At 67.0% G+C, this 26,581-nt stretch carries 22 protein-coding genes; 19 read left to right on the top strand and 3 right to left on the bottom strand.

Annotated elements, in window-relative coordinates; translation table 11 throughout:
- From rsmH to lpxC, 15 genes are all read left to right on the top strand, one after another.
- Positions 1 to 942: a 16S rRNA (cytosine(1402)-N(4))-methyltransferase RsmH gene (rsmH, locus tag BLR75_RS22875; RefSeq protein WP_084309769.1), complete on the top strand. Its 942-nt coding sequence runs from the start codon at positions 1 to 3 to the stop codon at positions 940 to 942.
- Positions 939 to 1,232, top strand: coding sequence for a cell division protein FtsL (gene ftsL, locus BLR75_RS22870; protein WP_084309429.1), 294 nt, complete (start codon positions 939 to 941; stop codon positions 1,230 to 1,232). The genes rsmH and ftsL overlap by 4 nt, the downstream gene beginning before the upstream one ends.
- The gene (locus tag BLR75_RS22865) at positions 1,229 to 2,974 is read left to right on the top strand and encodes a peptidoglycan D,D-transpeptidase FtsI family protein (protein WP_084309430.1); all 1,746 of its coding nucleotides are present in this window, start codon (positions 1,229 to 1,231) and stop codon (positions 2,972 to 2,974) included. The genes ftsL and BLR75_RS22865 overlap by 4 nt, the downstream gene beginning before the upstream one ends.
- Positions 2,974 to 4,437 carry a UDP-N-acetylmuramoyl-L-alanyl-D-glutamate--2,6-diaminopimelate ligase gene (locus BLR75_RS22860; protein WP_084309431.1) on the top strand — a complete coding sequence of 488 codons (1,464 nt, stop codon included), beginning with the start codon at positions 2,974 to 2,976 and terminating at the stop codon, positions 4,435 to 4,437. Before BLR75_RS22865 ends, BLR75_RS22860 begins: the two co-directional genes overlap by 1 nt.
- Entirely contained in the window at positions 4,430 to 5,794 is a 1,365-nt protein-coding gene (locus tag BLR75_RS22855) for a UDP-N-acetylmuramoyl-tripeptide--D-alanyl-D-alanine ligase (RefSeq protein ID WP_084309432.1), read from the top strand. Before BLR75_RS22860 ends, BLR75_RS22855 begins: the two co-directional genes overlap by 8 nt.
- Entirely contained in the window at positions 5,794 to 6,876 is a 1,083-nt protein-coding gene (gene mraY, locus BLR75_RS22850) for a phospho-N-acetylmuramoyl-pentapeptide-transferase (RefSeq protein ID WP_084309433.1), read from the top strand. The genes BLR75_RS22855 and mraY overlap by 1 nt, the downstream gene beginning before the upstream one ends.
- Before the next feature lie 13 nt (positions 6,877 to 6,889).
- A complete protein-coding gene (gene murD, locus BLR75_RS22845) occupies positions 6,890 to 8,236 on the top strand; it encodes a UDP-N-acetylmuramoyl-L-alanine--D-glutamate ligase (protein ID WP_084309434.1) in 1,347 nt (448 codons plus the stop codon).
- Positions 8,236 to 9,435 (top strand): putative lipid II flippase FtsW, encoded by a 1,200-nt coding sequence (gene ftsW, locus BLR75_RS22840; protein WP_084309435.1) that lies wholly within the window; start codon positions 8,236 to 8,238, stop codon positions 9,433 to 9,435. Before murD ends, ftsW begins: the two co-directional genes overlap by 1 nt.
- Complete coding sequence (gene murG, locus BLR75_RS22835; RefSeq protein WP_084309436.1) at positions 9,425 to 10,498, top strand: undecaprenyldiphospho-muramoylpentapeptide beta-N-acetylglucosaminyltransferase; 1,074 nt, start codon at positions 9,425 to 9,427, stop codon at positions 10,496 to 10,498. The genes ftsW and murG overlap by 11 nt, the downstream gene beginning before the upstream one ends.
- Complete coding sequence (gene murC / locus BLR75_RS22830) at positions 10,491 to 11,945, top strand: UDP-N-acetylmuramate--L-alanine ligase (protein ID WP_090416147.1); 1,455 nt, start codon at positions 10,491 to 10,493, stop codon at positions 11,943 to 11,945. The genes murG and murC overlap by 8 nt, the downstream gene beginning before the upstream one ends.
- A complete protein-coding gene (locus BLR75_RS22825) occupies positions 11,945 to 12,892 on the top strand; it encodes a D-alanine--D-alanine ligase (protein WP_084309438.1) in 948 nt (315 codons plus the stop codon). The genes murC and BLR75_RS22825 overlap by 1 nt, the downstream gene beginning before the upstream one ends.
- A gap of 4 nt (positions 12,893 to 12,896) precedes the next feature.
- Positions 12,897 to 13,763 (top strand): cell division protein FtsQ/DivIB, encoded by an 867-nt coding sequence (locus BLR75_RS22820; protein ID WP_084309439.1) that lies wholly within the window; start codon positions 12,897 to 12,899, stop codon positions 13,761 to 13,763.
- Between the two features lie 23 nt (positions 13,764 to 13,786).
- Positions 13,787 to 15,031, top strand: a complete 1,245-nt coding sequence (gene ftsA, locus BLR75_RS22815; protein ID WP_084309440.1) for a cell division protein FtsA — start codon at positions 13,787 to 13,789, stop codon at positions 15,029 to 15,031.
- Positions 15,032 to 15,088: 57 nt separating this feature from the next.
- Positions 15,089 to 16,267, top strand: a complete 1,179-nt coding sequence (ftsZ, locus tag BLR75_RS22810) for a cell division protein FtsZ (RefSeq protein ID WP_084309441.1) — start codon at positions 15,089 to 15,091, stop codon at positions 16,265 to 16,267.
- Between the two features lie 112 nt (positions 16,268 to 16,379).
- Entirely contained in the window at positions 16,380 to 17,291 is a 912-nt protein-coding gene (gene lpxC / locus BLR75_RS22805) for a UDP-3-O-acyl-N-acetylglucosamine deacetylase (protein ID WP_084309442.1), read from the top strand.
- Positions 17,292 to 17,337: 46 nt separating this feature from the next.
- On the opposite strand, the gene BLR75_RS22800 is transcribed toward lpxC, so the two are convergent.
- Positions 17,338 to 17,802: a DciA family protein gene (locus BLR75_RS22800; RefSeq protein WP_084309443.1), complete on the bottom strand. Its 465-nt coding sequence runs from the start codon at positions 17,800 to 17,802 to the stop codon at positions 17,338 to 17,340.
- Between the two features lie 290 nt (positions 17,803 to 18,092).
- Here BLR75_RS22800 and secA point away from each other — a divergent pair, with 290 nt between their 5' ends.
- From secA to BLR75_RS22780, 4 genes are all read left to right on the top strand, one after another.
- Positions 18,093 to 20,849, top strand: a complete 2,757-nt coding sequence (secA, locus tag BLR75_RS22795) for a preprotein translocase subunit SecA (protein ID WP_084309444.1) — start codon at positions 18,093 to 18,095, stop codon at positions 20,847 to 20,849.
- Between the two features lie 87 nt (positions 20,850 to 20,936).
- On the top strand, positions 20,937 to 22,154 hold the full coding sequence (gene argJ, locus BLR75_RS22790; RefSeq protein ID WP_084309445.1) for a bifunctional glutamate N-acetyltransferase/amino-acid acetyltransferase ArgJ: 1,218 nt from the start codon (positions 20,937 to 20,939) through the stop codon (positions 22,152 to 22,154).
- A 106-nt stretch (positions 22,155 to 22,260) separates the two neighbouring features.
- Positions 22,261 to 22,890, top strand: a complete 630-nt coding sequence (locus tag BLR75_RS22785; protein WP_084309446.1) for a glutathione S-transferase family protein — start codon at positions 22,261 to 22,263, stop codon at positions 22,888 to 22,890.
- 15 nt (positions 22,891 to 22,905) lie between these two features.
- Positions 22,906 to 23,853, top strand: coding sequence for a Nudix family hydrolase (locus BLR75_RS22780; protein ID WP_084309447.1), 948 nt, complete (start codon positions 22,906 to 22,908; stop codon positions 23,851 to 23,853).
- A gap of 97 nt (positions 23,854 to 23,950) precedes the next feature.
- Here the strand turns inward: BLR75_RS22780 and BLR75_RS22775 are convergent, their stop codons facing one another.
- Together BLR75_RS22775 and BLR75_RS22770 are read right to left on the bottom strand one after the other, a co-directional pair.
- Complete coding sequence (locus tag BLR75_RS22775; RefSeq protein WP_084309448.1) at positions 23,951 to 24,523, bottom strand: cob(I)yrinic acid a,c-diamide adenosyltransferase; 573 nt, start codon at positions 24,521 to 24,523, stop codon at positions 23,951 to 23,953.
- A 3-nt stretch (positions 24,524 to 24,526) separates the two neighbouring features.
- Positions 24,527 to 26,578, bottom strand: a complete 2,052-nt coding sequence (locus tag BLR75_RS22770; RefSeq protein WP_084309770.1) for a sensor histidine kinase — start codon at positions 26,576 to 26,578, stop codon at positions 24,527 to 24,529.
- Positions 26,579 to 26,581 lie beyond the last annotated feature (3 nt).

The following is a 26,581-nucleotide window of genomic DNA, read 5'->3' as shown; positions in this document are numbered from 1 at the left end:
GTGAACGCCACTTACCAACACATCACCGTATTGCTCGAGGAGGCCGTCGATGCTCTGGTCCCCAGGGCCGGTGGCTGCTATGTGGATGGCACCTTCGGCAGGGGAGGGCACAGCAGGGCCTTGCTTGACAGGCTCGACCCGGGCGGCAGGCTGCTCGGGTTCGACAAGGACCCCCAAGCGATAGCGACGGGGCAAGCGCTGGCGGCCGAAGACGGCCGCTTCGTCATTGTGCAGCGTTCGTTCGCGGAGATGAGCGAAGAGCTCGCTGCGCGCGGTTTGCAGGGCAGGGTCGATGGCGTTCTGCTCGATCTGGGCGTGTCGTCGCCGCAACTGGACGATCCCGATCGCGGCTTCAGTTTCCTCAACGACGGCCCCCTCGACATGCGCATGGACCCGTCCCGTGGCGTGAGCGCGGCGGAATGGATCGCCACCGCCGGCGAGGACGAGATCGCCCGGGTCTTCAAGGAGTACGGCGAGGAACGCTTCGCCAAGCGGATGGCGCGCGCCATCGTGCAGCGCCGTGCCGAAAAGCCCTTCGAGCGTACCGCGGACCTCGCTGCGGTGATCACCGCCGCCAATCCGGCCTGGGAAAAGGGCAAGAATCCCGCCACCCGCGCTTTCCAGGGGCTGCGCATCCATATCAACAACGAGCTGGGCGATCTCGAGAAGGGCCTCGAAGCGGCCCTCGAAGGCCTGGCCGTGGGCGGCCGCCTGGTGGTGATCAGCTTCCATTCGCTGGAAGACCGCATCGTCAAGCAGTTCATGCGCAAGCACGCCAAGGGCGAGGCCGACAATCTGCCGCGCGACCTGCCGATCCGCGCCAAGGCCTTCGAGCCGCGCCTGCGCCTGCTGGGCAAGCCGCAGTACGCTTCGGACGCCGAGCTCAAGGCGAACCCGCGTTCGCGCAGCGCGGTCATGCGCGTGGCGGAGAAGCTGAAATGAGCCGCCTGTTCGCCAAGCCGTTGCCGACCGGCAGCTTCTTCATGCTGGTGCTGTTCGTCGCGGTCCTGCTGTCGGCGATTTCCGTGGCCTACAGCGCCTACTGGAATCGCCAGCTGCTCAACTCGCTGTATGCCGAGCTGAGCGTGCGCGACAAGGCCCAGGCCGAATACGGCCGGCTGATCCTCGAGCAAAGCACCTGGACCGCCCATAGCCGGATCGAGGCGCTGGCGACCGAGCAGTTGAAGATGCGCGTTCCGGATCCGGTCGAGATCATGATGGTGGCGCCATGAAGAATCTCGACGGTGCCCTCTATCCCTGGCGTTTTCGCGTCGTCGTCGGCCTGCTGCTGGCGATGGTGGCGGCCATCGTCTGGCGCATCGTCGACCTCCATGTGATCGATCATGACTTCCTCAAGGGCCAGGGTGACGCGCGCAGCGTACGGCACATCTCGATTCCGGCTCACCGTGGCCTGATCACCGACCGCAACGGCGAGCCCCTCGCCGTCAGTACTCCGGTCGCGACCCTCTGGGCGAACCCGAAGGAACTGCAGCCGGAAAAGGACAAGTGGCCGGTGCTGGCCCAGGCGCTCGGGCAATCCCGGGCCGCGCTGAGCGAGCGGCTGGAACAGAATGCCGAGAAGGAATTCATCTACCTGGAACGCGGCATGACCCCGGAGCAGGGCGAAGCGGTGATGGCCCAGGTCAAGGCGCACCGCATCCCGGGCGTCTATTCCATGGAAGAGTTCCGCCGCTTCTATCCGGCGGGCGAGGTGGCCGCCCAGATCGTCGGCTTCACCGACGTGGACGACCGCGGCCGCGAAGGCGTCGAACTGGCCTTCGACAGCTGGCTGGCCGGCGTCCCGGGCAAGCGCCAGGTGCTCAAGGACCGTCGCGGCCATCTGATCCGTGACGTGCAGGTGACCCGCAACGCCAAGGCCGGCAAGACCCTGGCGCTGTCCATCGACCTGCGCCTGCAGTACCTGGCCAACCGAGAGCTGCGCAACGCCCTGGTGGAGAACGGCGCCAAGGCCGGCAGCCTGGTCATCATGGACGTGAAGAGCGGCGAAATCCTGGCGATGGCCAACCAGCCGACCTACAACCCGAACAACCGCCGCAACCTGCAGCCGGCGATGATGCGCAACCGCGCGCTGATCGACGTGTTCGAGCCCGGTTCCACGGTGAAGCCGATCTCCATGAGCGCGGCGCTGGCGAGCGGACGCTGGAAGCCCAGCGACAAGGTCGAGGTCTATCCCGGCAGCCTGCAGATCGGCCGCTACACCATTCGCGACGTCTCCAGGAGCGAAGGGCCGGTGCTCGACCTGACCGGCATCCTGATCCGTTCCAGTAACGTCGGCATGAGCAAGATCGCCTTCGATATCGGCGGCGAGGCCATCTACAACGTGATGCAGCAGGTCGGCCTGGGGCAGGACACCGGCCTCGGCTTCCCCGGCGAGCGCGTCGGCAACCTGCCCAACTATCGCGAGTGGCGCAAGGCCGAAACGGCGACGCTGTCCTATGGCTACGGCGTATCGGTGACCGCCGTGCAGCTGGTGCACGCCTATTCGGTGCTGGCCAACAACGGCCGCAGCGTGCCGCTGACCATGGTTCGCGCCGACCGTCCGGCGGCGGCCAGCCAGGTGATTTCCGAGGATGTGGCCAAGACCGTCCAGGGCATGCTGCAACAGGTCGTCGAGGCGCCGAACGGCGTGTTCCGCGCCCAGGTACCCGGATACCATGTCGCCGGCAAGAGTGGTACGGCGCGTAAGGTCCAGGTCGGCTCCAAGGGCTACAAGGAAAACTCCTACCGCTCGTTGTTCGCCGGTTTCGGGCCGATGAGCAACCCGCGTTTCGCCATCGTCGTGGTGATCGACGAGCCGAGCAAGGCCGGTTACTTCGGCGGCCTGGTTTCCGCTCCGGTATTCAGCAAGGTGATGTCCGGCACGCTTCGACTGATGAACATTCCGCCGGACAATCTCCCGGCAACACCGCAGCAGCAAGCCGATGCTGCGCCCGGTAAAGGAGGGCGTGGCTGATGCCGATGAGCCTGAACCAACTGCTGCCGCAGGCGGAAAGCAGCCTGCTGATTCGCGAACTCACCCTGGACAGCCGCGCGGTCAAGCCGGGCGACCTGTTCCTGGCCATTCCCGGCGGGCGCCAGGATGGCCGTGCGCACATCGCCGACGCCATCGCCCGTGGCGCCTCGGCCATTGCCTATGAAGCCGAAGGCGCTGGAGATCTGCCGGCCAGCGACGTGCCGCTGATCGCCATCAAGGGGCTGGCCATGCAGCTGTCGGCGATTGCCGGGCGCTTCTATGGCGAGCCCAGCCGTGGCCTGGACCTGGTCGGCGTGACCGGCACCAACGGCAAGACCAGCGTCAGCCAGCTGCTGGCCCAGGCGCTCGACCGGCTCGGCGAGCGTTGCGGCATCGTCGGCACCCTGGGCACCGGTTTCCACGGCGCGCTGGAAAGCGGCCGCCACACCACACCCGATCCGCTGGCGCTGCAGGCCACCCTGGCGCGGCTCAAGCAGGACGGCGCGCGGGCGGTGGCGATGGAAGTTTCCTCCCACGGCCTCGAACAGGGCCGGGTGGCCGCCCTGTCCTTCGACGTCGCGGTATTCACCAACCTGTCCCGCGACCACCTCGACTATCACGGTTCCATGGATGCCTACGCCGCCGCCAAGGCCAGGCTGTTCGCCTGGCCCGGCCTGCGTTGCCGGGTGGTCAACCTGGACGACGAGTTCGGCCGCCAGCTGGCGGCGGAAAAGCAACCGTCGCGCCTGATGGGCTACAGCCTGAGCGATCCGTCTGCCTTCCTCTATTGCCGTGAAGCGCGTTTCAGCGAGGCCGGCGTCGAGGCGCAACTGGTCACCCCGCGTGGCGAAGGCCTGCTGCGCAGCCCGCTGCTGGGACGTTTCAACCTGAGCAACCTGCTGGCGGTGGTCGGCGCGCTGCTGGCCCTCGACCATCCGCTGGGCGAGATCCTCGACGTGCTGCCGCAACTCCAGGGTCCCATGGGGCGCATGCAGCGCCTGGGTGGCGGCGACAAGCCGCTGGTGGTGGTCGACTACGCGCATACCCCGGACGCGCTGGAAAAAGTCCTGCTGGCCCTGCGCCCGCACGTGCGTGGCAAGCTGCTGTGCCTGTTCGGCTGCGGCGGCGACCGCGACCGCGGCAAGCGTCCGCTGATGGCCGAGGTCGCCGAGCACCACGCCGACGCCGTGCTGGTGACCGACGACAATCCGCGCACCGAGAAGAGCGCGCAGATCATCGACGACATCCGTGCCGGCTTCGCCCATCCCGAGGCGGTGACCTTCGTTTCCGCCCGCGGCGAGGCCATTGCCCGGCTGATCGCCGCTGCCGGTGCCGACGACGTTGTGCTGCTTGCCGGCAAGGGGCATGAGGATTACCAGGAGATCGACGGTGTTCGCCAGCCGTTCTCCGATCTGGATCAGGCCACCAGGGCGCTGGATGCCTGGGAGGTGAAGCATGCTTGAGCCGCGTCTGCTCAGCGAAGTCGCTGCTCCGCTCGATGGCCGCCTGGTCGGAGCCGACCTGTCCTTCGACGCGGTCGGCACCGACAGTCGCTCCATCGCCGCCGGCCAGCTGTTCATCGCGCTCACCGGGCCGCGTTTCGACGGTCACGACTATCTGGCCGATGTGGCTGCCCGCGGTGCGGTCGCTGCGCTGGTCGAGCGGGAAGTCGCAGATGCGCCGCTGCCGCAACTGGTGGTGCGTGATACCCGGGTGGCGCTGGGGCAGCTTGGCGCGCTGAATCGCGATGCCTTCCGCGGCAAGGTGGCCGCCGTCACCGGCTCCAGCGGCAAGACCACGGTGAAGGAAATGCTCGCCAGCATCCTGCGCACCCAGGGCGACGTGCTGGCCACCCGCGGCAACCTGAACAACGACCTCGGCGCGCCGCTGACCCTGCTGCAGATCGGCGCCGATCACCGCAGCGCGGTGATCGAGCTCGGCGCCTCGCGCATCGGCGAGATCGCCTACACCGTGGGTCTGACCCGGCCGCAGGTGGCGATCATCACCAATGCCGGAACCGCCCATGTCGGCGAGTTCGGCGGACAGGACAAGATCGTCCAGGCCAAGGGCGAAATCCTCGAAGGCCTGGATGCCGATGGCATCGCGGTACTCAATCGCGACGATCCGGCCTTCGATGTCTGGAAGGCCCGCGTCGCCGGCCGCAAGGTGCTGGGCTTCGGCCTGCGCGATGCCGCCGCCGACTTCCATGCCAGCGACGTTTCCCGCGATCCGCGCGGCTGCGTCGGCTTCACCCTGCGCGGCCTGGCCGGCGAGGCGCGCATCCAGCTCAACCTGCTGGGCGAGCACAACGTCAGCAATGCGCTGGCCGCCGCCGCCGCCGCCCATGCCCTCGGCGTGCCACTGGTCGGGATCGTCGACGGCCTGCAGAGCCTGCAGCCGGTGAAGGGCCGCGCCGTAGCGCAACTGGCCGCCAACGGCATGCGCGTGATCGACGACAGCTACAACGCCAACCCGGCGTCAATCTGCGCGGCCGTTGATATACTCGCCGGCTTTTCCGGCCGGACCGTCCTGGTCCTCGGAGACATGGGCGAACTGGGTGCCTGGGCCGAGGCCGCACACCGCGAGGTGGGCGCCTACGCCGCGGGCAAGGTCAGTGCGCTCTACGCCGTCGGTCCGCTGATGGCCCACGCCGTCCAGGCATTCGGGGCACAGGGCCGGCACTTCGCCGACCAGGCCAGCCTGATCCAGGCGCTGTCCGGCGAGCAACCGACAACCACCATTCTGATCAAGGGTTCCCGTAGCGCCGCGATGGACAAGGTCGTCGCGGCGCTGTGCGGTTCCTCCGAGGAGACTCATTAATGCTGCTGCTGCTCGCCGAGTACCTGCAACAGTTCTACAAGGGCTTCGGCGTCTTCCAGTACCTGACCCTGCGCGGCATCTTCAGCGTGCTGACCGCGCTCGCCCTGTCGCTGTGGCTGGGGCCGTGGATGATCCGCACCCTGCAGATCCGCCAGATCGGCCAGGCCGTGCGCAACGACGGGCCGCAATCGCACCTGTCGAAGAAGGGCACGCCGACCATGGGCGGCGCGCTGATCCTCACCGCCATCGCCATCAGCACCCTGCTCTGGGCCGACCTGACGAACCGCTACGTGTGGGTGGTGCTGGTCGTTACCCTGCTGTTCGGCGCCATCGGCTGGGTCGACGACTACCGCAAGGTGATCGAGAAGAACTCCCGCGGCCTGCCGAGCCGCTGGAAGTATTTCTGGCAGTCGGTGTTCGGTCTCGCCGCAGCGCTCTTCCTTTATATGACCGCCGAAACACCAGTCGAGACCACCCTGATCGTGCCGCTGCTGAAGAACGTGGAAATCCCCCTGGGGATCTTCTTCGTCGTGCTGACCTACTTCGTCATCGTCGGCTCGAGCAACGCGGTGAACCTGACCGACGGCCTCGACGGCCTGGCGATCATGCCGACGGTGATGGTCGGCGGCGCCCTGGGCATCTTCTGCTACCTGTCGGGCAACGTGAAATTCGCCGAATACCTGCTGATCCCCAACGTTCCGGGGGCGGGCGAGCTGATCGTGTTCTGCGCGGCGATAGTCGGCGCGGGCCTCGGCTTCCTCTGGTTCAACACCTATCCGGCGCAGGTCTTCATGGGCGACGTCGGAGCACTGGCGCTGGGCGCCGCGCTGGGCACCTTGGCGGTGATCGTCCGCCAGGAGATCGTGCTGTTCATCATGGGTGGCGTGTTCGTCATGGAAACCCTGTCGGTGGTGATCCAGGTCGCCTCGTTCAAGCTGACCGGCAAGCGCGTGTTCCGCATGGCGCCGATCCACCACCACTTCGAACTCAAGGGCTGGCCGGAGCCGCGCGTGATCGTGCGCTTCTGGATCATCACGGTGATTCTCGTGCTGATCGGCCTGGCCACGTTGAAACTGCGTTGAGGGCAGCGAGAAGATGAGCCTGATCGCCTCTGACCACTTCCGCATCGTTGTCGGCCTCGGCAAGAGCGGCATGTCGCTGGTGCGCTTCCTGGCGCGCCTGGGCGTGCCGTTCGCCGTCGCCGATACGCGGGAGAATCCGCCAGAGCTGGCTACCCTGCGCACCCAGTTCCCGCAGGTGGAAGTGCGCTGCGGCGAGCTGGACGTCGAGTTCCTCTGCCGCGCCCGCGAGCTCTACGTCAGCCCCGGTCTTTCCCTGCGCACGCCGGCGCTGGCCGCCGCTGCCGCGCAGGGCGTGAAGATGTCCGGCGACATCGACCTGTTCGCCCGTCATGCCAAGGCGCCGATCGTCGCCATCACCGGCTCCAATGCCAAGAGCACCGTCACCACCCTGGTCGGCGAGATGGCCGCGGCGGCCGGCATGCGCGTGGCGGTGGGCGGCAACCTCGGTACCCCGGCGCTCGACCTGCTGGCCGACGACGTCGAGCTGTACGTGCTGGAGCTGTCCAGCTTCCAGCTGGAGGCCTGCGAGCGGCTGAACGCCGAAGTCGCCACCTGCCTGAACGTCAGCGAAGACCACATGGATCGCTACGCCGGCATGGCCGACTATCACCTGGCCAAGCACCGCATCTTCCGCGGCGCGAAGCAGGTGGTGGTGAACCGTGCCGACCCGCTGAGCCGTCCGCTGATCGCCGACAACGTGCCGTGCTGGACCTTCGGCACCAACAAGCCCGACTTCAAGGCCTTCGGCCTGATCGAGGAGGACGGCGAGAAGTGGCTGGCCTTCCAGTTCGACAGGCTGATGCCGGCCAGCGAGCTGAAGATCCGCGGCGCGCATAACCAGTCCAACGCCCTGGCGGCGCTGGCGCTCGGCCATGCCGTGGGCCTGCCGTTCGCCTCGATGCTGGCGACCCTGCGCGGCTTCACCGGCCTGCCGCACCGCTGCCAGTGGGTTGGCGAGCGCAAGGGCGTGAATTTCTACGACGACTCCAAGGCCACCAATGTCGGTGCCGCGCTGGCGGCCATCGAGGGGCTGGGAGCGGATATCGACGGCAAGCTGGTGCTGCTCGCCGGTGGTGACGGCAAGGGCGCCGACTTCAGCGACCTGCGCGCTCCCGTGGCGAAGTACTGCCGCGCCGTGGTGCTGCTCGGCCGCGATGCCGAACTGGTCGGTTCGGCGCTGGGCGATGTGCTCCCGCAGGTTCGGGTGAAGACCCTGGAAGAGGCGGTGCAGCGCGCCGCCGAGCTGGCCGAGCCGGGCGACGCGGTATTGCTGTCGCCGGCCTGCGCCAGCCTGGACATGTTCAAGAACTTCGAAGAGCGCGGCCGCCTGTTCGCCAGGGCCGTGGAGGAGCTGGCCTGATGCTCTCCTTCCTGCGCCCTTACCCGTCCCCGCTGATCAGCCGCAACGGCATCGATCTGGACTTCCCGCTGCTGGCGGGTTGCCTGGCGCTGCTCGGCCTCGGCCTGGTGATGGTCACTTCGGCGTCTTCCGAAGTGGCGGCAGCGCAGTCGGACAACCCGCTGTACTTCTCGGTGCGCCACCTGATCTACCTGGCGATCGGCGTCATCAGCTGCGGCATGACCCTGCTGGTCCCCATGGAAACCTGGCAGCGCCTGGGCTGGAAGCTGCTGCTGGTGGCCTTCGGGCTGCTGGTGCTGGTGATCACCCCGGGGATCGGCCGCGAGGTGAACGGCTCGATGCGCTGGATCGGCTTCGGCCTGTTCAACATCCAGCCGTCGGAGATCGCCAAGGTCTTCGTGGTGATCTTCATGGCCGGCTACCTGGTGCGCCGCCAGCAGGAAGTGCGGGAAAGCTGGGTCGGCTTCTTCAAGCCCTTCGTGGTCCTGCTGCCGATGGCCGGCCTGCTGCTGCGCGAGCCGGACTTCGGCGCCACCGTGGTGATGATGGGCGCCGCCGCCGCCATGCTGTTCCTCGGCGGCGTCGGCCTGTTCCGTTTCGGCCTGATGGTGGCGCTGGCGGTCGGCGCGGTGGTCCTGCTGATCCAGGCGCAACCCTACCGGATGGCGCGCCTGACCAACTTCACCGATCCCTGGGCCGACCAGTTCGGCGCCGGCTACCAGCTCAGCCAGGCGCTGATCGCCTTCGGCCGCGGCGGCTGGTTCGGCATGGGCCTGGGCAACAGCATCCAGAAGCAGTTCTACCTGCCGGAAGCGCATACCGACTTCGTCTTCGCCGTGCTGGCCGAGGAACTCGGCATAGTCGGCGCCCTGGCGACCGTCGGCCTGTTCGTCTTCGTCAGCCTGCGCGCGCTGTACATCGGCATCTGGGCCGAGCAGGCCAAGCAGTATTTCTCCGCCTACGTGGCCTACGGCCTTGCCTTCCTGTGGATCGGCCAGTTCCTGATCAACGTCGGGGTGAACGTCGGTCTGCTGCCCACCAAGGGCCTGACCCTGCCGTTCCTCAGCTACGGCGGCAGCTCGCTGGTGATCTGCTGCGTCTGCCTGGGTGTGCTGCTGCGTATCGAATGGGAGCGGCGCACCGCGGTGGGCAGCGAAGAGTACGAATTCAGCGAGGAGGACTTTGCCGATGAAAGGTAATGTCCTGATCATGGCCGGCGGTACCGGCGGGCACGTCTTCCCGGCGCTGGCCTGCGCCCGCGAATTCCAGGCGCGCGGCTACAGCGTGCACTGGCTGGGCACCCCGCGCGGCATCGAGAACGACCTGGTGCCGAAGGCCGGCCTGCCGCTGCACCTGATCAATGTCAGCGGCCTGCGCGGCAAGGGGCTGAAGTCGCTGCTGCGCGCGCCGTTCGACCTGTGCAAGTCGCTGTTCCAGGCGCTTGGCGTGATGCGCCGGCTGAAGCCGGTGTGCGTGCTCGGCCTCGGCGGCTTCGTCACCGGTCCCGGCGGGCTGGCGGCCCGCCTGAGCGGCGCGCCGCTGGTGATCCACGAGCAGAACGCCGTGGCCGGCACCGCCAACCGCAGCCTGGCGCCGATGGCCCGGCGTGTCTGCGAAGGCTTCCCGGATACCTTCCCGGCCGGCGCCAAGCGCCTCACCACCGGCAATCCGGTGCGCAGCGAGCTGTTCCTCGACGAACAGGCGCGTGCGCCGCTGGCCGGGCGCAAGGTCAACCTGCTGGTGCTGGGCGGCAGCCTGGGTGCCGAGCCGCTGAACAAGCTGTTGCCGGCCGCGCTGGCGCTGGTGCCGGCGGAGCAGCGTCCGGCGATTCGCCATCAGGCCGGTCGTCAGCATGCGCAAATCACTGCGGAGCGTTATCGCGAAGCCGCTGTCGAAGCCGACGTCGCTCCGTTCATCAGCGACATGGCTGCGGCCTACGCCTGGGCCGATCTGGTTATCTGCCGCGCCGGCGCGCTGACCGTCAGCGAGCTGACCGCAGCCGGCCTGCCGTCCTTCCTGGTGCCCCTGCCCCACGCGATCGATGATCACCAGACCCGCAATGCCGAATTCCTGGTAAGCGAGGGCGCCGCGCGCCTGCTGCCGCAAAAATCCACCGGCGCCGCCGAACTGGCTGCGCAGTTGTCCGAGGTCCTGATGCAACCCGAAACCCTGACCCGCATGGCCGCCCGCGCCCGCGCGCTGGCCAAGCCCGAGGCTACCCGCACGGTAGTCGATGCCTGCCTGGAGGTGGCCCGTGGTTAAGGAACCCACCGGTATCACCCGCACCATGCGCCGCATCCGCCGCATCCACTTCGTCGGCATCGGTGGCGCCGGCATGTGCGGCATCGCCGAAGTGCTGCTGAACCTCGGCTACGAAGTGTCCGGTTCCGACCTCAAGGCCTCGGCGGTGACCGAGCGCCTGGAGAAGTTCGGCGCGCAGATATTCATCGGCCATCGCGCGGAAAACGCCGATGGCGCCGACGTGCTGGTCGTCTCCAGCGCGGTGAACAAGGCCAACCCGGAAGTCGCCGCCGCCCTCGAGCGCCGCCTGCCGGTGGTGCCGCGCGCGGAAATGCTCGCCGAGCTGATGCGCTACCGCCACGGCATCGCCGTCGCCGGCACCCACGGCAAGACCACCACCACCAGCCTGATCGCCTCGGTGTTCGCCGCCGGCGGCCTCGACCCGACCTTCGTCATCGGCGGCCGCCTGAACGCGGCCGGCACCAACGCCCAGCTCGGCGCCAGCCGCTACCTGGTGGCCGAGGCCGACGAGAGCGACGCCAGCTTCCTGCACCTGCAGCCGATGGTGTCGGTGGTGACCAACATCGACGCCGACCACATGAGCACCTACGGCGGCGACTTCAACAAGCTGAAGAAGACCTTCGTCGAGTTCCTGCACAACCTGCCGTTCTACGGTCTGGCGGTGATGTGCGTGGACGACCCGGTGGTGCGCGAGATCCTGCCGCAGGTGGCGCGCCCGGTGGTCACCTACGGTCTCAGCGAGGACGCCGACGTCCGCGCGATCAACATCCGCCAGGAAGGCATGCGTACCTTCTTCACCGTGCTGCGCCCCGAGCGCGCGCCGCTGGATGTCTCGGTGAACATGCCGGGCCTGCACAACGTGCTGAACTCCCTGGCGACCATCGTCATCGCCACCGACGAGGGCATTTCCGACGAGGCCATCGTCCAGGGCCTGTCCGGCTTCCAGGGCGTCGGCCGGCGCTTCCAGGTGTACGGCGAACTGCAGGTCGACGGCGGCAGCGTGATGCTGGTCGACGACTACGGCCACCACCCGCGCGAAGTCGCGGCGGTGATCAAGGCCGTGCGCGGCGGCTGGCCGGAGCGGCGCCTGGTGATGGTCTACCAGCCGCACCGTTTCACCCGCACCCGTGATCTCTACGAGGACTTCGTGCAGGTGCTCGGCGAGGCCAACGTGCTGCTGCTGATGGAGGTCTATCCGGCCGGCGAGGAACCGATTCCCGGCGCCGACAGCCGCCAGCTGTGCCACAGCATCCGCCAGCGCGGCCAGCTCGATCCGATCTACCTGGAGCGCGACGGCGATCTCGCCACGCTGCTCAAGCCGCTGCTGCGTCCCGGCGACATCCTGCTCTGCCAGGGCGCCGGCGATATCGGCGGGCTCGCTCCGCAACTGATCCAGAACCCGATGTTCGGCGCCGCCAAGGCCGGCGGCACCGAGAGGAAAGCCTGATGAGCGATGCACTCAAATCCACCATCGATCCCCGCGACTTCGGCCGCGTCGCCGTGCTCTATGGCGGCAAGAGTGCCGAGCGCGAGGTGTCGCTGAACTCCGGCGCCATGGTCCTGCAGGCGCTGCAGACGGCCGGTGTCGACGCGTTCGGCATCGATGTCGGCGATGACCTGCTGCAGCGCCTGCTCAGCGAGAAGATCGACCGCGCCTTCATCATCCTCCACGGCCGCGGCGGCGAGGACGGCACCATGCAGGGCCTGCTCGAAGTCGCCGGGATTCCCTACACCGGCAGCGGCGTGCTGGCCTCCGCCCTGGCCATGGACAAGCTGCGCACCAAGCGCGTGTGGCTGAGCCTCGGCCTGTCGACGCCGAACTACGGCGTGCTCGCCAGCGAGGCAGACTGCCGCAGGGTGGCCGAGGAACTGGGCTTCCCGCTGATCGTCAAGCCGGCGCACGAAGGCTCCAGCATCGGCATGGCCAAGGTGGAAAGCGTCGATGCGCTGATCGCCGCGTGGCAGGACGCCGCCCGCTACGACTCGCAGGTGCTGGTCGAGCAGTGGATCACCGGTCCCGAGTTCACCGTCGCGGTGCTGCGCGGCGAGGTGCTGCCGCCGATCCGCCTGGGCACCCCGCACACCTTCTACGACTACGACGCCAAGTACCTGGCCAGCGATACCCGGTACCAGATTCCCTGTGGCCTCTCGCCGGAGAAGGAACAGGAACTGTGCGACCTGACTGCACGCGCCTGCGATGCCCTCGGCATCCAGGGCTGGGGCCGCGCGGACGTGATGCAGGACGCCGAAGGGCGTTTCTGGCTCCTCGAAGTCAACACCGCACCGGGCATGACCGACCACAGCCTGGTGCCCATGGCCGCGCGGGCGGCCGGCCTGGATTTCCAGCAACTGGTGCTGGCGATCCTCGCCGACAGCCTGGAGGCAAGGAGATAAGACCATGAACGGCGCGACGCTCCGCCATCCGCAACCCGGCTACGGCCGCTCCGCACCTGCGCGCAAGCAGGTGCCGCGTGGCGCCAGCCGTCTGGTAGCCAAGGAACCGTTGAGCGCGCGCGTGCCGAAGCCGAGCTTCGGCTTCATCAAGCTGCTGCTGTGGCCGCTGCTGCTGGCCGGGCTCGGCTTCGGCGCCTACCACGGTGCGCAGTACGTGCTGCCGTACGCCGACCGGCCGATCGCCAAGGTCAGCGTCGAGGGCGACCTCAGCTACATCAGCCAGCAGGCGGTGCAGCAGCGCATCAGCCCGTTCGTTTCGGCGAGCTTCTTCAGCGTGGACCTGGCCGGCATGCGCCAGGAGCTGGAGCAGATGCCGTGGATCGCCCACGCCGAAGTCCGTCGCGTGTGGCCGGACCAGGTGGTGGTGCGCCTGGAGGAACAGCTGCCGATCGCCCGCTGGGGCGACGAGGCGCTGCTGAACAACCAGGGCCAGGCCTTCGCGCCGCGGGAGCTGGCCAATTACGAACACCTGCCGCGCCTGTCCGGGCCGCAGCGCGCCCAGCAGCAGGTGATGCAGCAGTACCAGATCCTCAGCCAGATGCTGCGCCCGCTGGGCTTCAGCATCTCCAGCCTGGAGATGAGTTCGCGCGGGGCCTGGACCCTGAGCACCGCCCGGGGCGTGCAGATCGTGCTGGGGCGCGACCATGCGGTCGAACAGATTCGCCGTTTCGTGACCATCTACGAGAAGGCGCTGAAGGAACAGATTTCGAAAATTGCGCGCATCGACATGCGCTACCCCAACGGCCTGGCCGTGGCGTGGCGTGATCCGATGCCCGAGACGACGGTGGCTGCGGCCGGAACCGTGCAGTGAATTTGAGGGGGAATTCGGTAAACATGGCAAGCGTGCAGAGCGGCAAAATGGTCGTCGGCCTGGACATCGGCACCTCCAAGGTGGTGGCGCTGGTGGGCGAGGTCGCGGCCGACGGCAAGCTGGAGATCGTCGGCATCGGGACCCATCCGTCCCGCGGCCTGAAGAAGGGCGTGGTGGTGAACATCGAGTCCACCGTGCAGTCGATCCAGCGCGCCATCGACGAGGCCCAGCAGATGGCCGGCTGCCGTATCCACTCGGCATTCGTCGGCATCGCCGGCAACCACATCCGCAGCCTGAACTCCCACGGCATCGTGGCGATCCGCGACCGCGAGGTGAGCTCGGCGGACATCGACCGCGTCCTCGACGCGGCCCAGGCGGTCGCCATCCCCGCCGACCAGCGCGTGCTGCACACGCTGGCCCAGGACTACGTGATCGACAACCAGGAAGGCGTGCGCGAGCCGCTGGGCATGTCCGGGGTGCGCCTGGAGGCCAAGGTCCACGTGGTCACCTGTGCGGTCAACGCGGCTCAGAACATCGAGAAGTGCGTGCGCCGCTGCGGCCTCGAGGTCGATGACATCATCCTCGAGCAACTGGCCTCGGCCCACTCGGTGATCACCGAGGACGAGAAGGAACTGGGCGTCTGCCTGGTGGACATCGGCGGCGGCACCACCGACATCGCCATCTTCACCGAAGGCGCCATCCGCCACACCGCGGTGATCCCGATCGCCGGCGACCAGGTCACCAACGACATCGCCATGGCGCTGCGCACGCCGACCCAGTACGCCGAGGAAATCAAGATCCGTTACGCCTGCGCCCTGGCCAAGCTGGCCGGCGCCGGCGAAACCATCAAGGTGCCCAGCGTCGGCGATCGCCCGCCGCGTGAACTTTCCCGCCAGGCGCTGGCCGAAGTGGTCGAGCCGCGCTACGACGAGCTGTTCACCCTGGTCCAGGCGGAACTGCGCCGCAGCGGCTACGAGGACCTGATTCCCGCGGGGATCGTCCTCACCGGTGGCACCGCGAAGATGGAAGGGGCCGTGGAACTGGCCGAGGAAATCTTCCACATGCCGGTGCGCCTGGGCGTGCCGCAGGGCGTCAAGGGTCTCACCGACGTCGTGCGCAATCCGATCTATTCCACGGGCGTCGGCTTGCTCTTCTACGGGCTGCAGAAGCAGTCCGACGGCATCGCCATGCCCGGCAGCAGCTTCAACGACGAACCCAGGGCTCCGGTGTTCGAGCGCCTCAGGCGCTGGGTTCAGGGAAATTTCTGATGTAACACCGCGGTAAAAACAGCAGGCAACAGAACTAGAAAAGGAAGGAGAGGGGAAATGTTTGAACTGGTAGATAACGTTCCGCAAACGGCGGTAATCAAAGTAATCGGCGTGGGTGGCGGCGGTGGCAACGCGGTCAACCACATGGCCAAGAACATCGTCGACGGCGTGGAGTTCATTTGCGCCAACACCGATGCCCAGGCGCTGAAGAACATCGCGGCGCGCACCGTGCTGCAGCTCGGCCCGGGCGTGACCAAGGGCCTGGGCGCCGGCGCCAACCCCGAAGTGGGCCGCCAGGCCGCCCTGGAAGACCGTGACCGCATCGCCGAAGTGCTGGAAGGCGCCGACATGGTCTTCATCACCACCGGCATGGGTGGCGGTACCGGTACCGGTGCGGCGCCGATCATTGCCGAAGTGGCGAAGGAAATGGGCATCCTCACCGTTGCCGTGGTGACCCGTCCGTTCCCGTTCGAAGGCCGCAAGCGCATGCAGATCGCCGATGAAGGCATCCGCTCGCTCGCCGAGAGCGTCGACTCGCTGATCACCATCCCCAACGAGAAGCTGCTGACCATCCTCGGCAAGGACGCCAGCCTGCTGGCCGCCTTCGCCAAGGCGGACGACGTGCTGGCCGGCGCCGTGCGTGGCATCTCCGACATCATCAAGCGTCCGGGCATGATCAACGTCGACTTCGCCGACGTGAAGACCGTGATGAGCGAGATGGGCATGGCGATGATGGGCACCGGCTGCGCCAGCGGCCCGAACCGCGCCCGTGAGGCCACCGAGGCGGCGATCCGCAACCCGCTGCTGGAAGACGTCAACCTGCAGGGCGCCCGCGGCATCCTGGTGAACATCACCGCCGGTCCGGACCTGTCCCTGGGCGAGTACTCCGACGTCGGCAACATCATCGAGCAGTTCGCCTCCGAGCACGCCACCGTCAAGGTGGGCACCGTGATCGATCCGGACATGCGCGACGAGCTGCACGTCACCGTGGTCGCCACCGGCCTCGGCGCGCGCCTGGAGAAGCCGGTCAAGGTCGTCGACAACACCGTGCAGAGCCAGTCCGTCAGCGCCCAGGCTCCGGTACGCGAGCAGCAGTCGGTGAACTACCGCGACCTGGACCGTCCGACCGTGATGCGCCAGAACCACGGCGGCGCGGCCACCGCGGCGAAACTCAACCCGCAGGACGACCTGGACTACCTGGATATCCCGGCATTCCTGCGTCGCCAGGCTGATTGAAGTAATTTATCAGGAGTATTGTTGTGATTGGTTTTCAGCAAAGGGCGGTTCTGCTATCATCCCCGCCCATTGTTGAAAATAGTTCGCAACTAGCGCGAAAACGGCCAAAGCCATGATCAGACAACGCACCTTGAAGAACATCATCCGGGCCACCGGTGTTGGTTTGCACTCGGGGGAGAAGGTTTACCTCACCCTGAAACCGGCGCCGGTGGACACCGGCATCGTGTTCTGCAGAACCGATCTCGACCCCGTGGTGGAAATTCCCGCGCGGGCCTCGAACGTCGGTGAGACCACCATGTCGACCACCCTGGTCAAGGGCGACGTCAAGGTGGATACGGTCGAGCATCTGCTCTCCGCCATGGCCGGCCTGGGCATCGACAATGCCTACGTCGAGCTGTCCGCTTCGGAAGTGCCGATCATGGATGGCAGCGCCGGTCCTTTCGTGTTCCTGATCCAGTCGGCCGGCCTGCAGGAGCAGGACGCGCCGAAGAAGTTCATCCGCATCAAGCGCGAAGTGACGGTGGAAGAGGGCGACAAGCGCGCCACCTTCGTTCCGTTCGACGGCTTCAAGGTGGGCTTCGAGATCGATTTCGATCACCCGGTCTTCCGTGGTCGCACCCAGAAGGCCACCGTGGATTTCTCCAGCACTTCCTTCGTCAAGGAAGTCAGCCGCGCGCGTACCTTCGGGTTCATGCGTGACATCGAGTTCCTGCGTTCGCAGAACCTGGCGCTCGGTGGCAGCGTGGAGAACGCCATCGTGGTCGACGAATACCGCGTGCTCAACGAAGATGGCCTTCGTTACGAGGACGAGTTCGTCAAACACAAGATTCTGGACGCCATCGGCGACCTGTACCTGCTGGGTAACAGCCTTATCGGCGAATTCCGTGGCTACAAGTCCGGTCATGCCCTGAACAACCGCCTGCTGCGTGCTCTCATCGCGGACAAGGACGCTTGGGAAGTGGTGACCTTCGACGACGCCAAGACTGCGCCGATCTCCTATATGCGACCCGCCGCGGCCGTATAGGGAACCTCCTCCTTCTATATTTGAAGCCACCTTCGGGTGGCTTTTTTTATTCCTTGTCGCCGGGAGTCTTGCCGCTGCGGCTGGCCAGGCGTTCGAGGGCGGCCCTGAGGCGCGGGTCGGCGATGCCCTGGGCGGCTTCATGGAGGGTTTCGGCGGCGGAGGCGGAGAGTTGCACGGTGCGGACCGGCGCCTGCCGTTCGACGCTCGGCTGCACCTTGAACAGGATGCGTTCGAGCCCGGCGAACGCCTCGAAGGTCTGCAGCTGGCGCAGCAGGCGGCGCTGCTGGTAGCGCAGGCGGGTGGCCCAGTGGCCGTCGGTGACGACCAGCAGCAGGCTGCCCTGGCGCAGCGAGGCGACATGGCAGTGCGGGCGCGCGGCCGGCTGCAGCTGGCTGTCGAGCAGTTGCTGCAGTTGCGCCAGGTGCTGGGCCTGGTTGAACAGCGATTGCAGCGGCTTGGCCTCGCGCAGCAGCTTGGTCATTGCCTGCGCCGGCAGGGGACGGAATGCCATGGTGAACGATGCCTGATGGGTTGACCGCGATAGTAGCAGATAGACGCGAGCGGCCGGCCGGAGGCGAACTTGAAATGGGCGCTGGTCGTCCCAATATAGCCGGAAATGCTGATAGCCTCTGGCCCGCACCATCCCCCCGATGGCGCCGGACGATTCCCGGTTCCCCCTGACGATGCCGGCACTACTTTCGCTGGCGTTTCCGGTTAGAATGCCGTCTTCGTAGCGGTTCCGCAGCGCGGCCAGCCAGTCGGGCAGCCCTCCATTTCCCAAGTTCGGATGACCCAGTCGATATGTTTGCGCCTTTGTTGAAGAAACTCTTTGGAAGCAAGAACGAGCGTGAAGTAAAGCGCATGGCCAAGCAGGTCCAGGCCATCAATGCGCTCGAGCCCCAGATGGTGGCGCTTTCCGATGAGCAATTGAAGGCCAAGACAGAAGAGTTCAAGGCGCGCCTGGCCAAGGGCGAAACTCTCGACCAGATCCTCCCGGAAGCCTTCGCCGTGGCGCGCGAAGCGGGCAAGCGGGTCATGGGAATGCGCCACTTCGACGTCCAGCTCATCGGCGGCATGACCCTGCACGAGGGCAAGATCGCCGAGATGCGCACCGGCGAGGGCAAGACCCTGGTAGCGACCCTGGCCGTGTACCTCAACGCCCTGTCCGGCAAGGGCGTGCACGTGGTCACGGTGAACGACTACCTGGCCCGCCGTGACGCCAACTGGATGCGTCCGCTGTACGAATTCCTTGGCCTGAGCGTAGGCATCGTCTCCGCCTTCCAGCCGCCGGAAGAGAAGCGCGCCGCCTACGCCGCCGACATCACCTACGGCACCAACAACGAATACGGCTTCGACTACCTGCGCGACAACATGGCCTTCAGCCTGGACGAGAAGTTCCAGCGCGAGCTGAACTTCGCCGTGGTCGACGAAGTGGACTCCATCCTCATCGACGAAGCGCGTACCCCGCTGATCATCTCCGGCCAGGCCGAAGACAGCTCCGAGCTGTACATCAAGATCAACAAGCTGATTCCGCGCCTGAAGCAGCATATCGAGGAAGTCGAGGGCGAGGTCACCCAGCAGGGCCACTTCAGCATCGACGAGAAGGCCCGCCAGGTCGAACTGAACGAGCAGGGCCACCAGTTCATCGAGGAACTGCTGACCCAGAATGGTCTGCTCGCCGAGGGCGAGAGCCTCTATTCCGCGCACAACCTCAGCCTGCTGACCCATGTCTACGCGGCGCTGCGCGCGCACAGCCTGTTCCATCGCAACGTCGAGTACATCGTCCAGGGCGACCAGGTCCTGCTGATCGACGAGCACACCGGCCGCACCATGCCCGGCCGCCGCCTCTCCGAAGGCCTGCACCAGGCCATCGAGGCCAAGGAAGGACTGCCGATCCAGGCGGAAAGCCAGACCCTCGCCTCGACTACCTTCCAGAACTACTTCCGCCTCTACGCCAAGCTGTCCGGCATGACCGGTACCGCCGACACCGAGGCCTTCGAGTTCCGCCAGACCTACGGCCTCGACGTGGTGGTGATCCCGACCCACCGTCCCGTCGCGCGGAAGGACTTCAACGACCTGGTCTACCTGACCCAGGACGAGAAATACGACGCGATCATCGCCGACATCCAGCAGAGCCAGGCACTCGGTCGGCCGATCCTGGTCGGTACTGCATCGATCGAGACCTCCGAATACGTTTCCCAACTGATGGAGAAGGCGGGTATCGAGCATAAGGTACTGAACGCCAAGTACCACGAGAAGGAAGCCGAGATCATCGCCCAGGCCGGGCGTCCGGGAGCGGTCACCATCGCCACCAACATGGCCGGTCGTGGTACCGACATTCTCCTCGGCGGCAACTGGGAGGCCGAAATCGCCGCCCTGGAAAACCCCACCGACGAGCAGGTCGCGCAGATCAAGGCCGAATGGCAGAAGCGCCACCAGCAGGTGATCGAGGCCGGCGGCCTGCACGTCATCGCCTCCGAGCGCCACGAATCCCGCCGTATCGACAACCAGCTGCGCGGCCGTGCCGGCCGTCAGGGCGACCCGGGTTCCAGCCGCTTCTACCTGTCCCTGGAAGACCACCTGATGCGCATCTTCGCCTCCGACCGGGTGAAGAACTTCATGAAGGCCCTGGGCATGCAGCACGGCGAGGCGATCGAGCACCGCATGGTGAGCAACGCCATCGAGAAGGCGCAGCGCAAGGTGGAAGGCCGCAACTTCGACATCCGCAAGCAGTTGCTGGAGTTCGACGATGTCGCCAACGAACAGCGCAAGGTGATCTACCACATGCGCAACAGCCTGCTGGCGGCCGACGACATCGGCGAGACCATCGTCGAGTTCCGCGAGGAAGTGCTGAACAACACCATCAGCGAGCACATTCCGCCGCAGTCGCTGCCCGAGCAGTGGGACATCCCCGGCCTGGAAGCCGCGCTGTACAGCGATTTCGGCCTGAAGCTGCCGATCCAGCAGTGGCTGGACGAAGACGACAAGCTCTACGAGGAAACCCTGCGCGAGAAGATCCTCACCCTGCTGGTCGCCGCCTACAACGAGAAGGAAGAACTGGCCGGCGCCGAGGCGCTGCGCACCTTCGAGAAGCAGATGCTGCTGCGCGTCCTCGACGACCTGTGGAAAGACCACCTGTCGACCATGGATCACCTGCGTCACGGCATCCACCTGCGTGGCTACGCGCAGAAGAACCCGAAGCAGGAATACAAGCGCGAGTCGTTCAACCTGTTCCAGGAGCTGCTCGGCTCGATCCGTCGCGACACCATCCGCGTGCTGTCGTTCGTCCAGGTCCGCCGCGAAGACCCGGCCGAGGAAGAAGCCCGTCTGCGCCGCGAGGCGGAGGAAATGGCCAAGCGCATGCAGTTCCAGCATGCCGCCGCGCCGGCCTTCGACCAGGCCGCAGAGAGCGAGGAAGAGCATGAGCACGGGCAGGAAGTCCCCGCTGCCGTGGTGCCGCTGGAGCCCGTTCGCAACGAGCCGAAGATCGGCCGCAACGAGCCCTGCCCCTGCGGTTCCGGCAAGAAGTACAAGCATTGCCACGGCCAGGTGAACTGATCCGCCTGCCGTGATATCGACGCCGCGACCGGCCCAGCCGCTCGCGGCGTTTTTCTCATCCCTACCTATCCTGAAGGAGCGCGTCACATGGCTGTCGGTCTCGGCCCCATGCCCACCCTGCACCCGGTTCCCGGTTTCGAACTCGGTATCGCTTCCGCGGGCATCAAGCGCCCCGGGCGCAAGGACATCGTGGTGATGCGTTGCGCCGAAGGCTCCACCGTCGCCGGAGTCTTCACCACCAACGCGTTCTGCGCCGCCCCGGTGATCCTCTCCCGCAAGCGCTTCCTCGGTAACGTGCGCTACCTGCTGACCAATACCGGCAACGCCAACGCCGGTACCGGCGAGCCGGGCCTGGCCGCCGCCGCGCGGGCTTGCGCCAAGCTGGCCGAGCTGGCCGGCGTCGACGAGAACTCCGTGCTGCCGTACTCCACCGGCGTGATCGGCGAGCCGCTGCCGGTGGAGAAGATCGAAGCCGCGCTGCCTGCCGCGCTGGCCAATCTGTCCGTGGACAACTGGGCCGACGCCGCTGCCGGCATCATGACTACCGACACCCTGCCGAAGGGCGCCAGCCGCCAGTTCGTGCATGACGGCGTCACCGTCACCGTCACCGGCATCAGCAAGGGCGCCGGCATGATCAAGCCGAACATGGCGACCATGCTCGGCTACATCGCCACCGACGCCCGGGTCGCCCAGGGCGTGCTGCAGGACCTGCTGCGCGACGCGTCGAACAAGTCCTTCAACCGCATCACCATCGATGGCGACACCTCGACCAACGACTGCTGCATGCTGATCGCCACCGGCCAGGCGGCGCTGCCGGAAGTGACCAGCGCCAGCGGCGAACTGTTCGCCGCGCTCAAGCAGGCGGTGCTGGAAGTGTCCATGGAGCTGGCCCAGGCCATCGTCCGCGACGGCGAGGGCGCCACCAAGTTCGTCACCGTGGCGGTCAACGGCGGCGCCAACCACCAGGAATGCCTGGACGTCGGTTACGCGGTGGCCCACTCGCCGCTGATCAAGACCGCGCTGTTCGCCTCCGACCCGAACTGGGGGCGCATCCTCGCGGCGGTCGGCCGCGCCGGCGTGCCGAACCTGGACGTCAGCCTGATCGACGTGTTCCTCGACGAGGTCTGCATCGCCAGCCGCGGCGGCCGTGCCGCCAGCTACAGCGAGGACCAGGGCGCGCAGGTCATGGCCCAGGAAGAGATCACCATCCGCATCGAACTGGGCCGCGGCAGCTGCAGCGAGACCATCTGGACCACCGACCTGTCCCACGAATACGTGAAGATCAACGCGGAATACCGCACCTGATCGTTCCGATTCCCGGTTTTCATCCCTGGATGAAAATCGGGAATTTGTATTCGTCGTGCGTGGCTCCTATGGTCGTCAGAAGGTGAACGATCGAGGAGCGGCGCACATGTCCATGACACTGGTTATTGGCAACAAGAATCTCTCGTCCTGGTCGCTGCGCGGCTGGTTGGCGATGCAACTGACCGGCGAGGAGTTCGAGGAAGTCCTCATCCCGCTGGACCGCCCGGATACCGCCCGGCTCATCCGCGAGCACTCGCCCACCGGCAAGGTGCCCCTGCTGAAATGCGCGGACGGCGCGATCTGGGACTCCCTGGCGATCGCCGAGTACCTGGCCGAGAGCTTTCCCGAGGCCCATCTGTGGCCGCGCGGGGAGACGGCGCGGGCCCTGGCGCGGTCGGTCTGTGCGGAGATGCACAGCGGCTTCGTCGCGCTGCGCACGCACATGCCGATGAACCTGCAGCGCCACCAGGCGCTGGAGCAGGTGCCGGCCGAGGTCGAGGCGGACATCGCCCGCATCGTCGAACTGTGGACGTTCTGCCGGCAGGGCTTCGGCCAGGACGGGCCGTTCCTGTTCGGCCACGCGAGCATCGCCGACGCCTTCTACGCGCCGGTCGCCACGCGGTTCCGCAGCTATGCCGTGGCCTTGCCGCCGATCGCCAAGACCTATGTCGATACCATCTATCAGTGGCCGGCGTTCCAGCCGTGGTTGCAGGCGGCGCTGGCCGAGCAGGCCTGACGAGGAGTAGTTGCAGTGAAACGAGTACATGTCGCCGCCGCGGTGATTCGCGGGGCGGATGGCCGGGTGCTGATCGCCCGGCGAGCGGACGACAAGCACCAGGGCGGCCTGTGGGAATTCCCCGGCGGCAAGGTGGAGGAGGGCGAGGCGGTGCCGCTCGCCCTTGCCAGGGAACTGCAGGAAGAGCTGGGCATCGTCGTCGAGCAGGCGCGCCCGCTGATCCAGGTGCACCACGACTATCCGGACAAGCACGTGCTGCTGGACGTCTGGGAAGTCAGCGCCTTCTCCGGCGAACCGCACGGCGCCGAAGGGCAGCCGCTGGCCTGGGTCAGCGCCCGTGAGCTGCCGAACTACGATTTCCCCGCCGCCAACGCGCCGATCGTCCAAGCCGCGCGCCTGCCCGAACGCTACCTGATCACCCCGGACGGCCTCGAGCCGCAGGAGCTGCTGCAGGGCCTGCGGACCGCCATTGCCCAGGGTTTCCGCCTGATCCAGCTGCGCGCGCCGAACATGTTCAGCCCCGAGTACCGCGACCTGGCGGTGGACGCCATGGGCCTCTGCGCCGGCAAGGCGCAGCTGATGCTCAAGGGGCCGCTGGAGTGGCTGGGCGACTTCCCCGCCGCCGGCTGGCATCTGACCGCCGAACAGCTGCGCAAGTACGCGCCCAATGGCCGGCCTTTCCCGGAAGGGCGGCTGCTGGCGGCGTCCTGCCACGATGCCGAGGAGCTGGCCCTGGCCACGGCGATGGGGGTGGATTTCGTCACCCTGTCGCCGCTGCAGCCCACCGCGAGCCATCCGGGCGAGCCGGCTCTGGGCTGGGAGGCGGCGAAGGCGTTGATCACCGGCTTCAACCAGCCGGTGTTCCTGCTCGGTGGCGTCGGCCCGCAGGACGTTCAGCGCGCCTGGGAGGCGGGGGCTCAGGGCGTCGCGGGTATCCGCGCGTTCTGGCCGACGGCGAGCTAGGCGGAGGAATCGATGGGTATCGCTGCGCTCAACGCCATCCTGCGGGCGCGCAAGTCGTCGTAGGATGGGTTGAGTTTACGAAACCCATGCGGCTGGATCAGGCTGGCTTGTCCTTCGCCTGCCAGAGGACTTCGGCCACGCCCTGGCGCCGGGCGATGATGCGGGCGGCGACGAACAGCAGGTCGGACAGGCGGTTCAGGTAGCGCAGGCCGATGCCTTCCAGCGGTTCCTCGGCGTTCAGCTGCTGGCAGCGGCGCTCGGCGTTGCGGGCCTGGGCGCGGCACAGGTGGGCCAGCGCCACCAGGCGTGAGCCGCCGGGCAGGATGAAGTTCTTCAGCGGCCCGAGTTCCTCGTTCCAGCGGTCGATCACCTGTTCCAGGTGCTCCACCTCGGCGTCGTTCAACGCACGGTATTCCGGCATCGCCAGTTCGCCGCCCAGGTCGAACAGGCGGTGCTGGATCGGCGCGAGTACACCGGTCACTTCTTCCAGCGCGCTGCTGCGCGCCTCGTTCAGCCCGGCCAGCAGCAGGCCGAGATGGCTGTTCAGCTCGTCCACCGCGCCCATGGCTTCCACCCGGGGATGGTGCTTGGGCACGCGGCGGCCGTCGGCCAGGCCGGTTTCGCCGGCATCGCCGGTGCGGGTGTAGATCTTCGACAGGCGGTTTCCCATGGTTCAGTACTCCGTGTCTTCGCGCGCCGGCTGCGCAGCGGCGGTGCCGGCTTCGTCGCCGAGCGGCAGGCGCAGGGTGAAGCAGGTGCCCTGACCGAGTTCGGACTGCACCTCCATCTGCCCCTTGTGGTTGTTGGTGATGATGAAATACGAGACCGACAGGCCGAGCCCGGTGCCCTGGCCGACTTCCTTGGTGGTGAAGAACGGCTCGAAGATGCGCTTGCGCACGCTTTCCGGCATGCCGCAGCCGTTGTCCTCCACCTGGATTTCCGCCCACGGCGGGTTCAGCCGGGTGCGCAGGATGATGCGGCCGGTTTCGCCTTCCTCCTCGTCATCGCGCAGGTGGATGGCCTGGGCGGCGTTCTTCAGCAGGTTGAGGATGACCTGCTCGAGCTCGTTGGCGATCACCGGCACCGGGCCGAGCTGGGGGTCGAACTGCTGGATGATCTGCAGCGACTTGAAGTCGAAGCCGCTGACCAGGTCGAAGTCGTTGCCGGCGATCTCCAGCGCCTGCTCCAGCAGCGCGGGCAGTTCGCAGGGGGTCATCTGCCGGTGGCTGCGGCGGCTGAAGGAGAGCATGTGGCTGACGATCTTCGCCGCGCGGGAGCCGGCGTACTGGATGCCGTCGAGCAGCTTGGGTATTTCGCGGGCTTCCAGGTAGTGGTTGAGATCGTCCAGGGAAATGCCGATTTCCGCGGCGTTCTCGCGGTTCTTCAGCAGCTCCGGCGAGAGCCGCCGGCGGATGTTCTGCACGTTGTGCAGGATGGCGCCCAGCGGGTTGTTGATCTCGTGGGCCATGCCGGCGGCGAGGCCGCCCACCGAGAGCATCTTTTCCGACTGCACCATCATTTCTTCCATGGTCAGGCGCTCGCTGATGTCGTCGATGCGGATCACCGCGCCACGGCCGGTGCCGCCCATCAGCGGGTAGAAGGTCAGGGCGTAGTGGCGCGGCGAGTCGGTCAGCGCCCAGGTCACCCGCTCGATGCGCTCGACCCGGTGCTGCTCGGCGGCGCGGTTGAGCTGGGCGAGGAACGGCTTGAGCGAGGGGAAGGCTAGGAACACCGGCTGGTTCACCGCGTCGTCCAGGCTGGTGCCGGATAGCCGGCTGGCCTCCTGGTTCCACTGGGTGACGTAGAACTGCTCGTCCACCGCGATCAGCGCCGAGGGCATGGAGTCGATGATGCTGTTCAGGTAGTTCTGGAAGCCGGTGAGCTTCTTCTCGATCTTGCTGCGGACCTGGACTTCCAGCTCCAGCTTGCGGTTCGAGCGGCGGGTCTCCTCGGCCAGCGACTGCGCCTGTTCCACCGCTTCCTGGGCGTCGTCGCGGGCGCGCTTGAGCTGCTGTTCGCGGGCCTCGATGCGGGTCAGCATGGTGTTGAAGGCGTCGGCCAGGCGGCCGATCTCGTCGGCGTTGCCGCGCTCGGCGCGCAGGGAGTAGTTCTCCTCGCGGGTGACCTGGCGCGAGATTTCCTCCAGGTTGCGGATCGGCCGGGTGATCAGCCGGCGGATCTGCCGGGCGATGAGCATCCAGAGCAGCACGCTGACGGCGAGGATCGCCAGGCTGGCGGTGAGGGTGCCGGTATAGAAGGCGCCGGGCAGTTCGCTGCTGGCGACCAGCAGCAGGTAGCCGGCGCTGCCGTCGGGCTGGGGCAGTTCGAACAGGGCGTTGAGGCGGTATTCCTGGCGGCGCCAGCGTTCCAGCTGGTCGAGCCGCGCCGGCAGGTCCATCGAGCCCGCCCGCGGGACCTGGGCGATGCGCAGGCCGTCGCTGTTGTACAACGCGGCGGCGCGCAGCGGCTGGTAGTCGTCGAGCTGGTCGAGGAGGATGCTGGCTTCTTCCGGCGAACTGAGCGCCGGCTGGCTGAGCGCCGGGTTGGCGATCAGCCGGCCGATGGTCTGGATGGCCTGGGGCGCCACGCTGTCCTGGGAGATCCAGTAGGCGGCGCTGATGAAGGCGAAGTTGGCCACCAGCAGCACGGTGGCCAGCAGCACCAGCAGGGCGGCGAGGATCTTCTGGCCGACCGGCAGGTTTTCCAGGCGCTGGCGCAGGATCATGAG

Source organism: Pseudomonas jinjuensis, assembly GCF_900103845.1.
Lineage (GTDB): Bacteria > Pseudomonadota > Gammaproteobacteria > Pseudomonadales > Pseudomonadaceae > Pseudomonas > Pseudomonas jinjuensis.
This window is presented reverse-complemented; position numbering and strand designations above follow the sequence as displayed.

Excerpts from the sequence above, each read along its gene's own strand:
- secA (WP_084309444.1), top strand. The coding sequence starts at position 18,093 with ATGTTTGCGCCTTTGTTGAAGAAACTCTTTGGAAGCAAGAACGAGCGT.
- BLR75_RS22825 (WP_084309438.1), top strand. The coding sequence starts at position 11,945 with ATGAGCGATGCACTCAAATCCACCATCGATCCCCGCGACTTCGGCCGC.
- murG (WP_084309436.1), top strand. The coding sequence starts at position 9,425 with ATGAAAGGTAATGTCCTGATCATGGCCGGCGGTACCGGCGGGCACGTC.
- ftsZ (WP_084309441.1), top strand. The coding sequence starts at position 15,089 with ATGTTTGAACTGGTAGATAACGTTCCGCAAACGGCGGTAATCAAAGTA.
- BLR75_RS22800 (WP_084309443.1), bottom strand. The coding sequence starts at position 17,802 with ATGGCATTCCGTCCCCTGCCGGCGCAGGCAATGACCAAGCTGCTGCGC.
- lpxC (WP_084309442.1), top strand. The coding sequence starts at position 16,380 with ATGATCAGACAACGCACCTTGAAGAACATCATCCGGGCCACCGGTGTT.
- ftsW (WP_084309435.1), top strand. The coding sequence starts at position 8,236 with ATGCTCTCCTTCCTGCGCCCTTACCCGTCCCCGCTGATCAGCCGCAAC.
- BLR75_RS22865 (WP_084309430.1), top strand. The coding sequence starts at position 1,229 with ATGAAGAATCTCGACGGTGCCCTCTATCCCTGGCGTTTTCGCGTCGTC.
- BLR75_RS22860 (WP_084309431.1), top strand. The coding sequence starts at position 2,974 with ATGCCGATGAGCCTGAACCAACTGCTGCCGCAGGCGGAAAGCAGCCTG.
- BLR75_RS22785 (WP_084309446.1), top strand. The coding sequence starts at position 22,261 with ATGTCCATGACACTGGTTATTGGCAACAAGAATCTCTCGTCCTGGTCG.
- ftsA (WP_084309440.1), top strand. The coding sequence starts at position 13,787 with ATGGCAAGCGTGCAGAGCGGCAAAATGGTCGTCGGCCTGGACATCGGC.
- BLR75_RS22775 (WP_084309448.1), bottom strand. The coding sequence starts at position 24,523 with ATGGGAAACCGCCTGTCGAAGATCTACACCCGCACCGGCGATGCCGGC.
- BLR75_RS22770 (WP_084309770.1), bottom strand. The coding sequence starts at position 26,578 with ATGATCCTGCGCCAGCGCCTGGAAAACCTGCCGGTCGGCCAGAAGATC.
- ftsL (WP_084309429.1), top strand. The coding sequence starts at position 939 with ATGAGCCGCCTGTTCGCCAAGCCGTTGCCGACCGGCAGCTTCTTCATG.
- mraY (WP_084309433.1), top strand. The coding sequence starts at position 5,794 with ATGCTGCTGCTGCTCGCCGAGTACCTGCAACAGTTCTACAAGGGCTTC.
- BLR75_RS22855 (WP_084309432.1), top strand. The coding sequence starts at position 4,430 with ATGCTTGAGCCGCGTCTGCTCAGCGAAGTCGCTGCTCCGCTCGATGGC.
- murD (WP_084309434.1), top strand. The coding sequence starts at position 6,890 with ATGAGCCTGATCGCCTCTGACCACTTCCGCATCGTTGTCGGCCTCGGC.
- argJ (WP_084309445.1), top strand. The coding sequence starts at position 20,937 with ATGGCTGTCGGTCTCGGCCCCATGCCCACCCTGCACCCGGTTCCCGGT.
- BLR75_RS22820 (WP_084309439.1), top strand. The coding sequence starts at position 12,897 with ATGAACGGCGCGACGCTCCGCCATCCGCAACCCGGCTACGGCCGCTCC.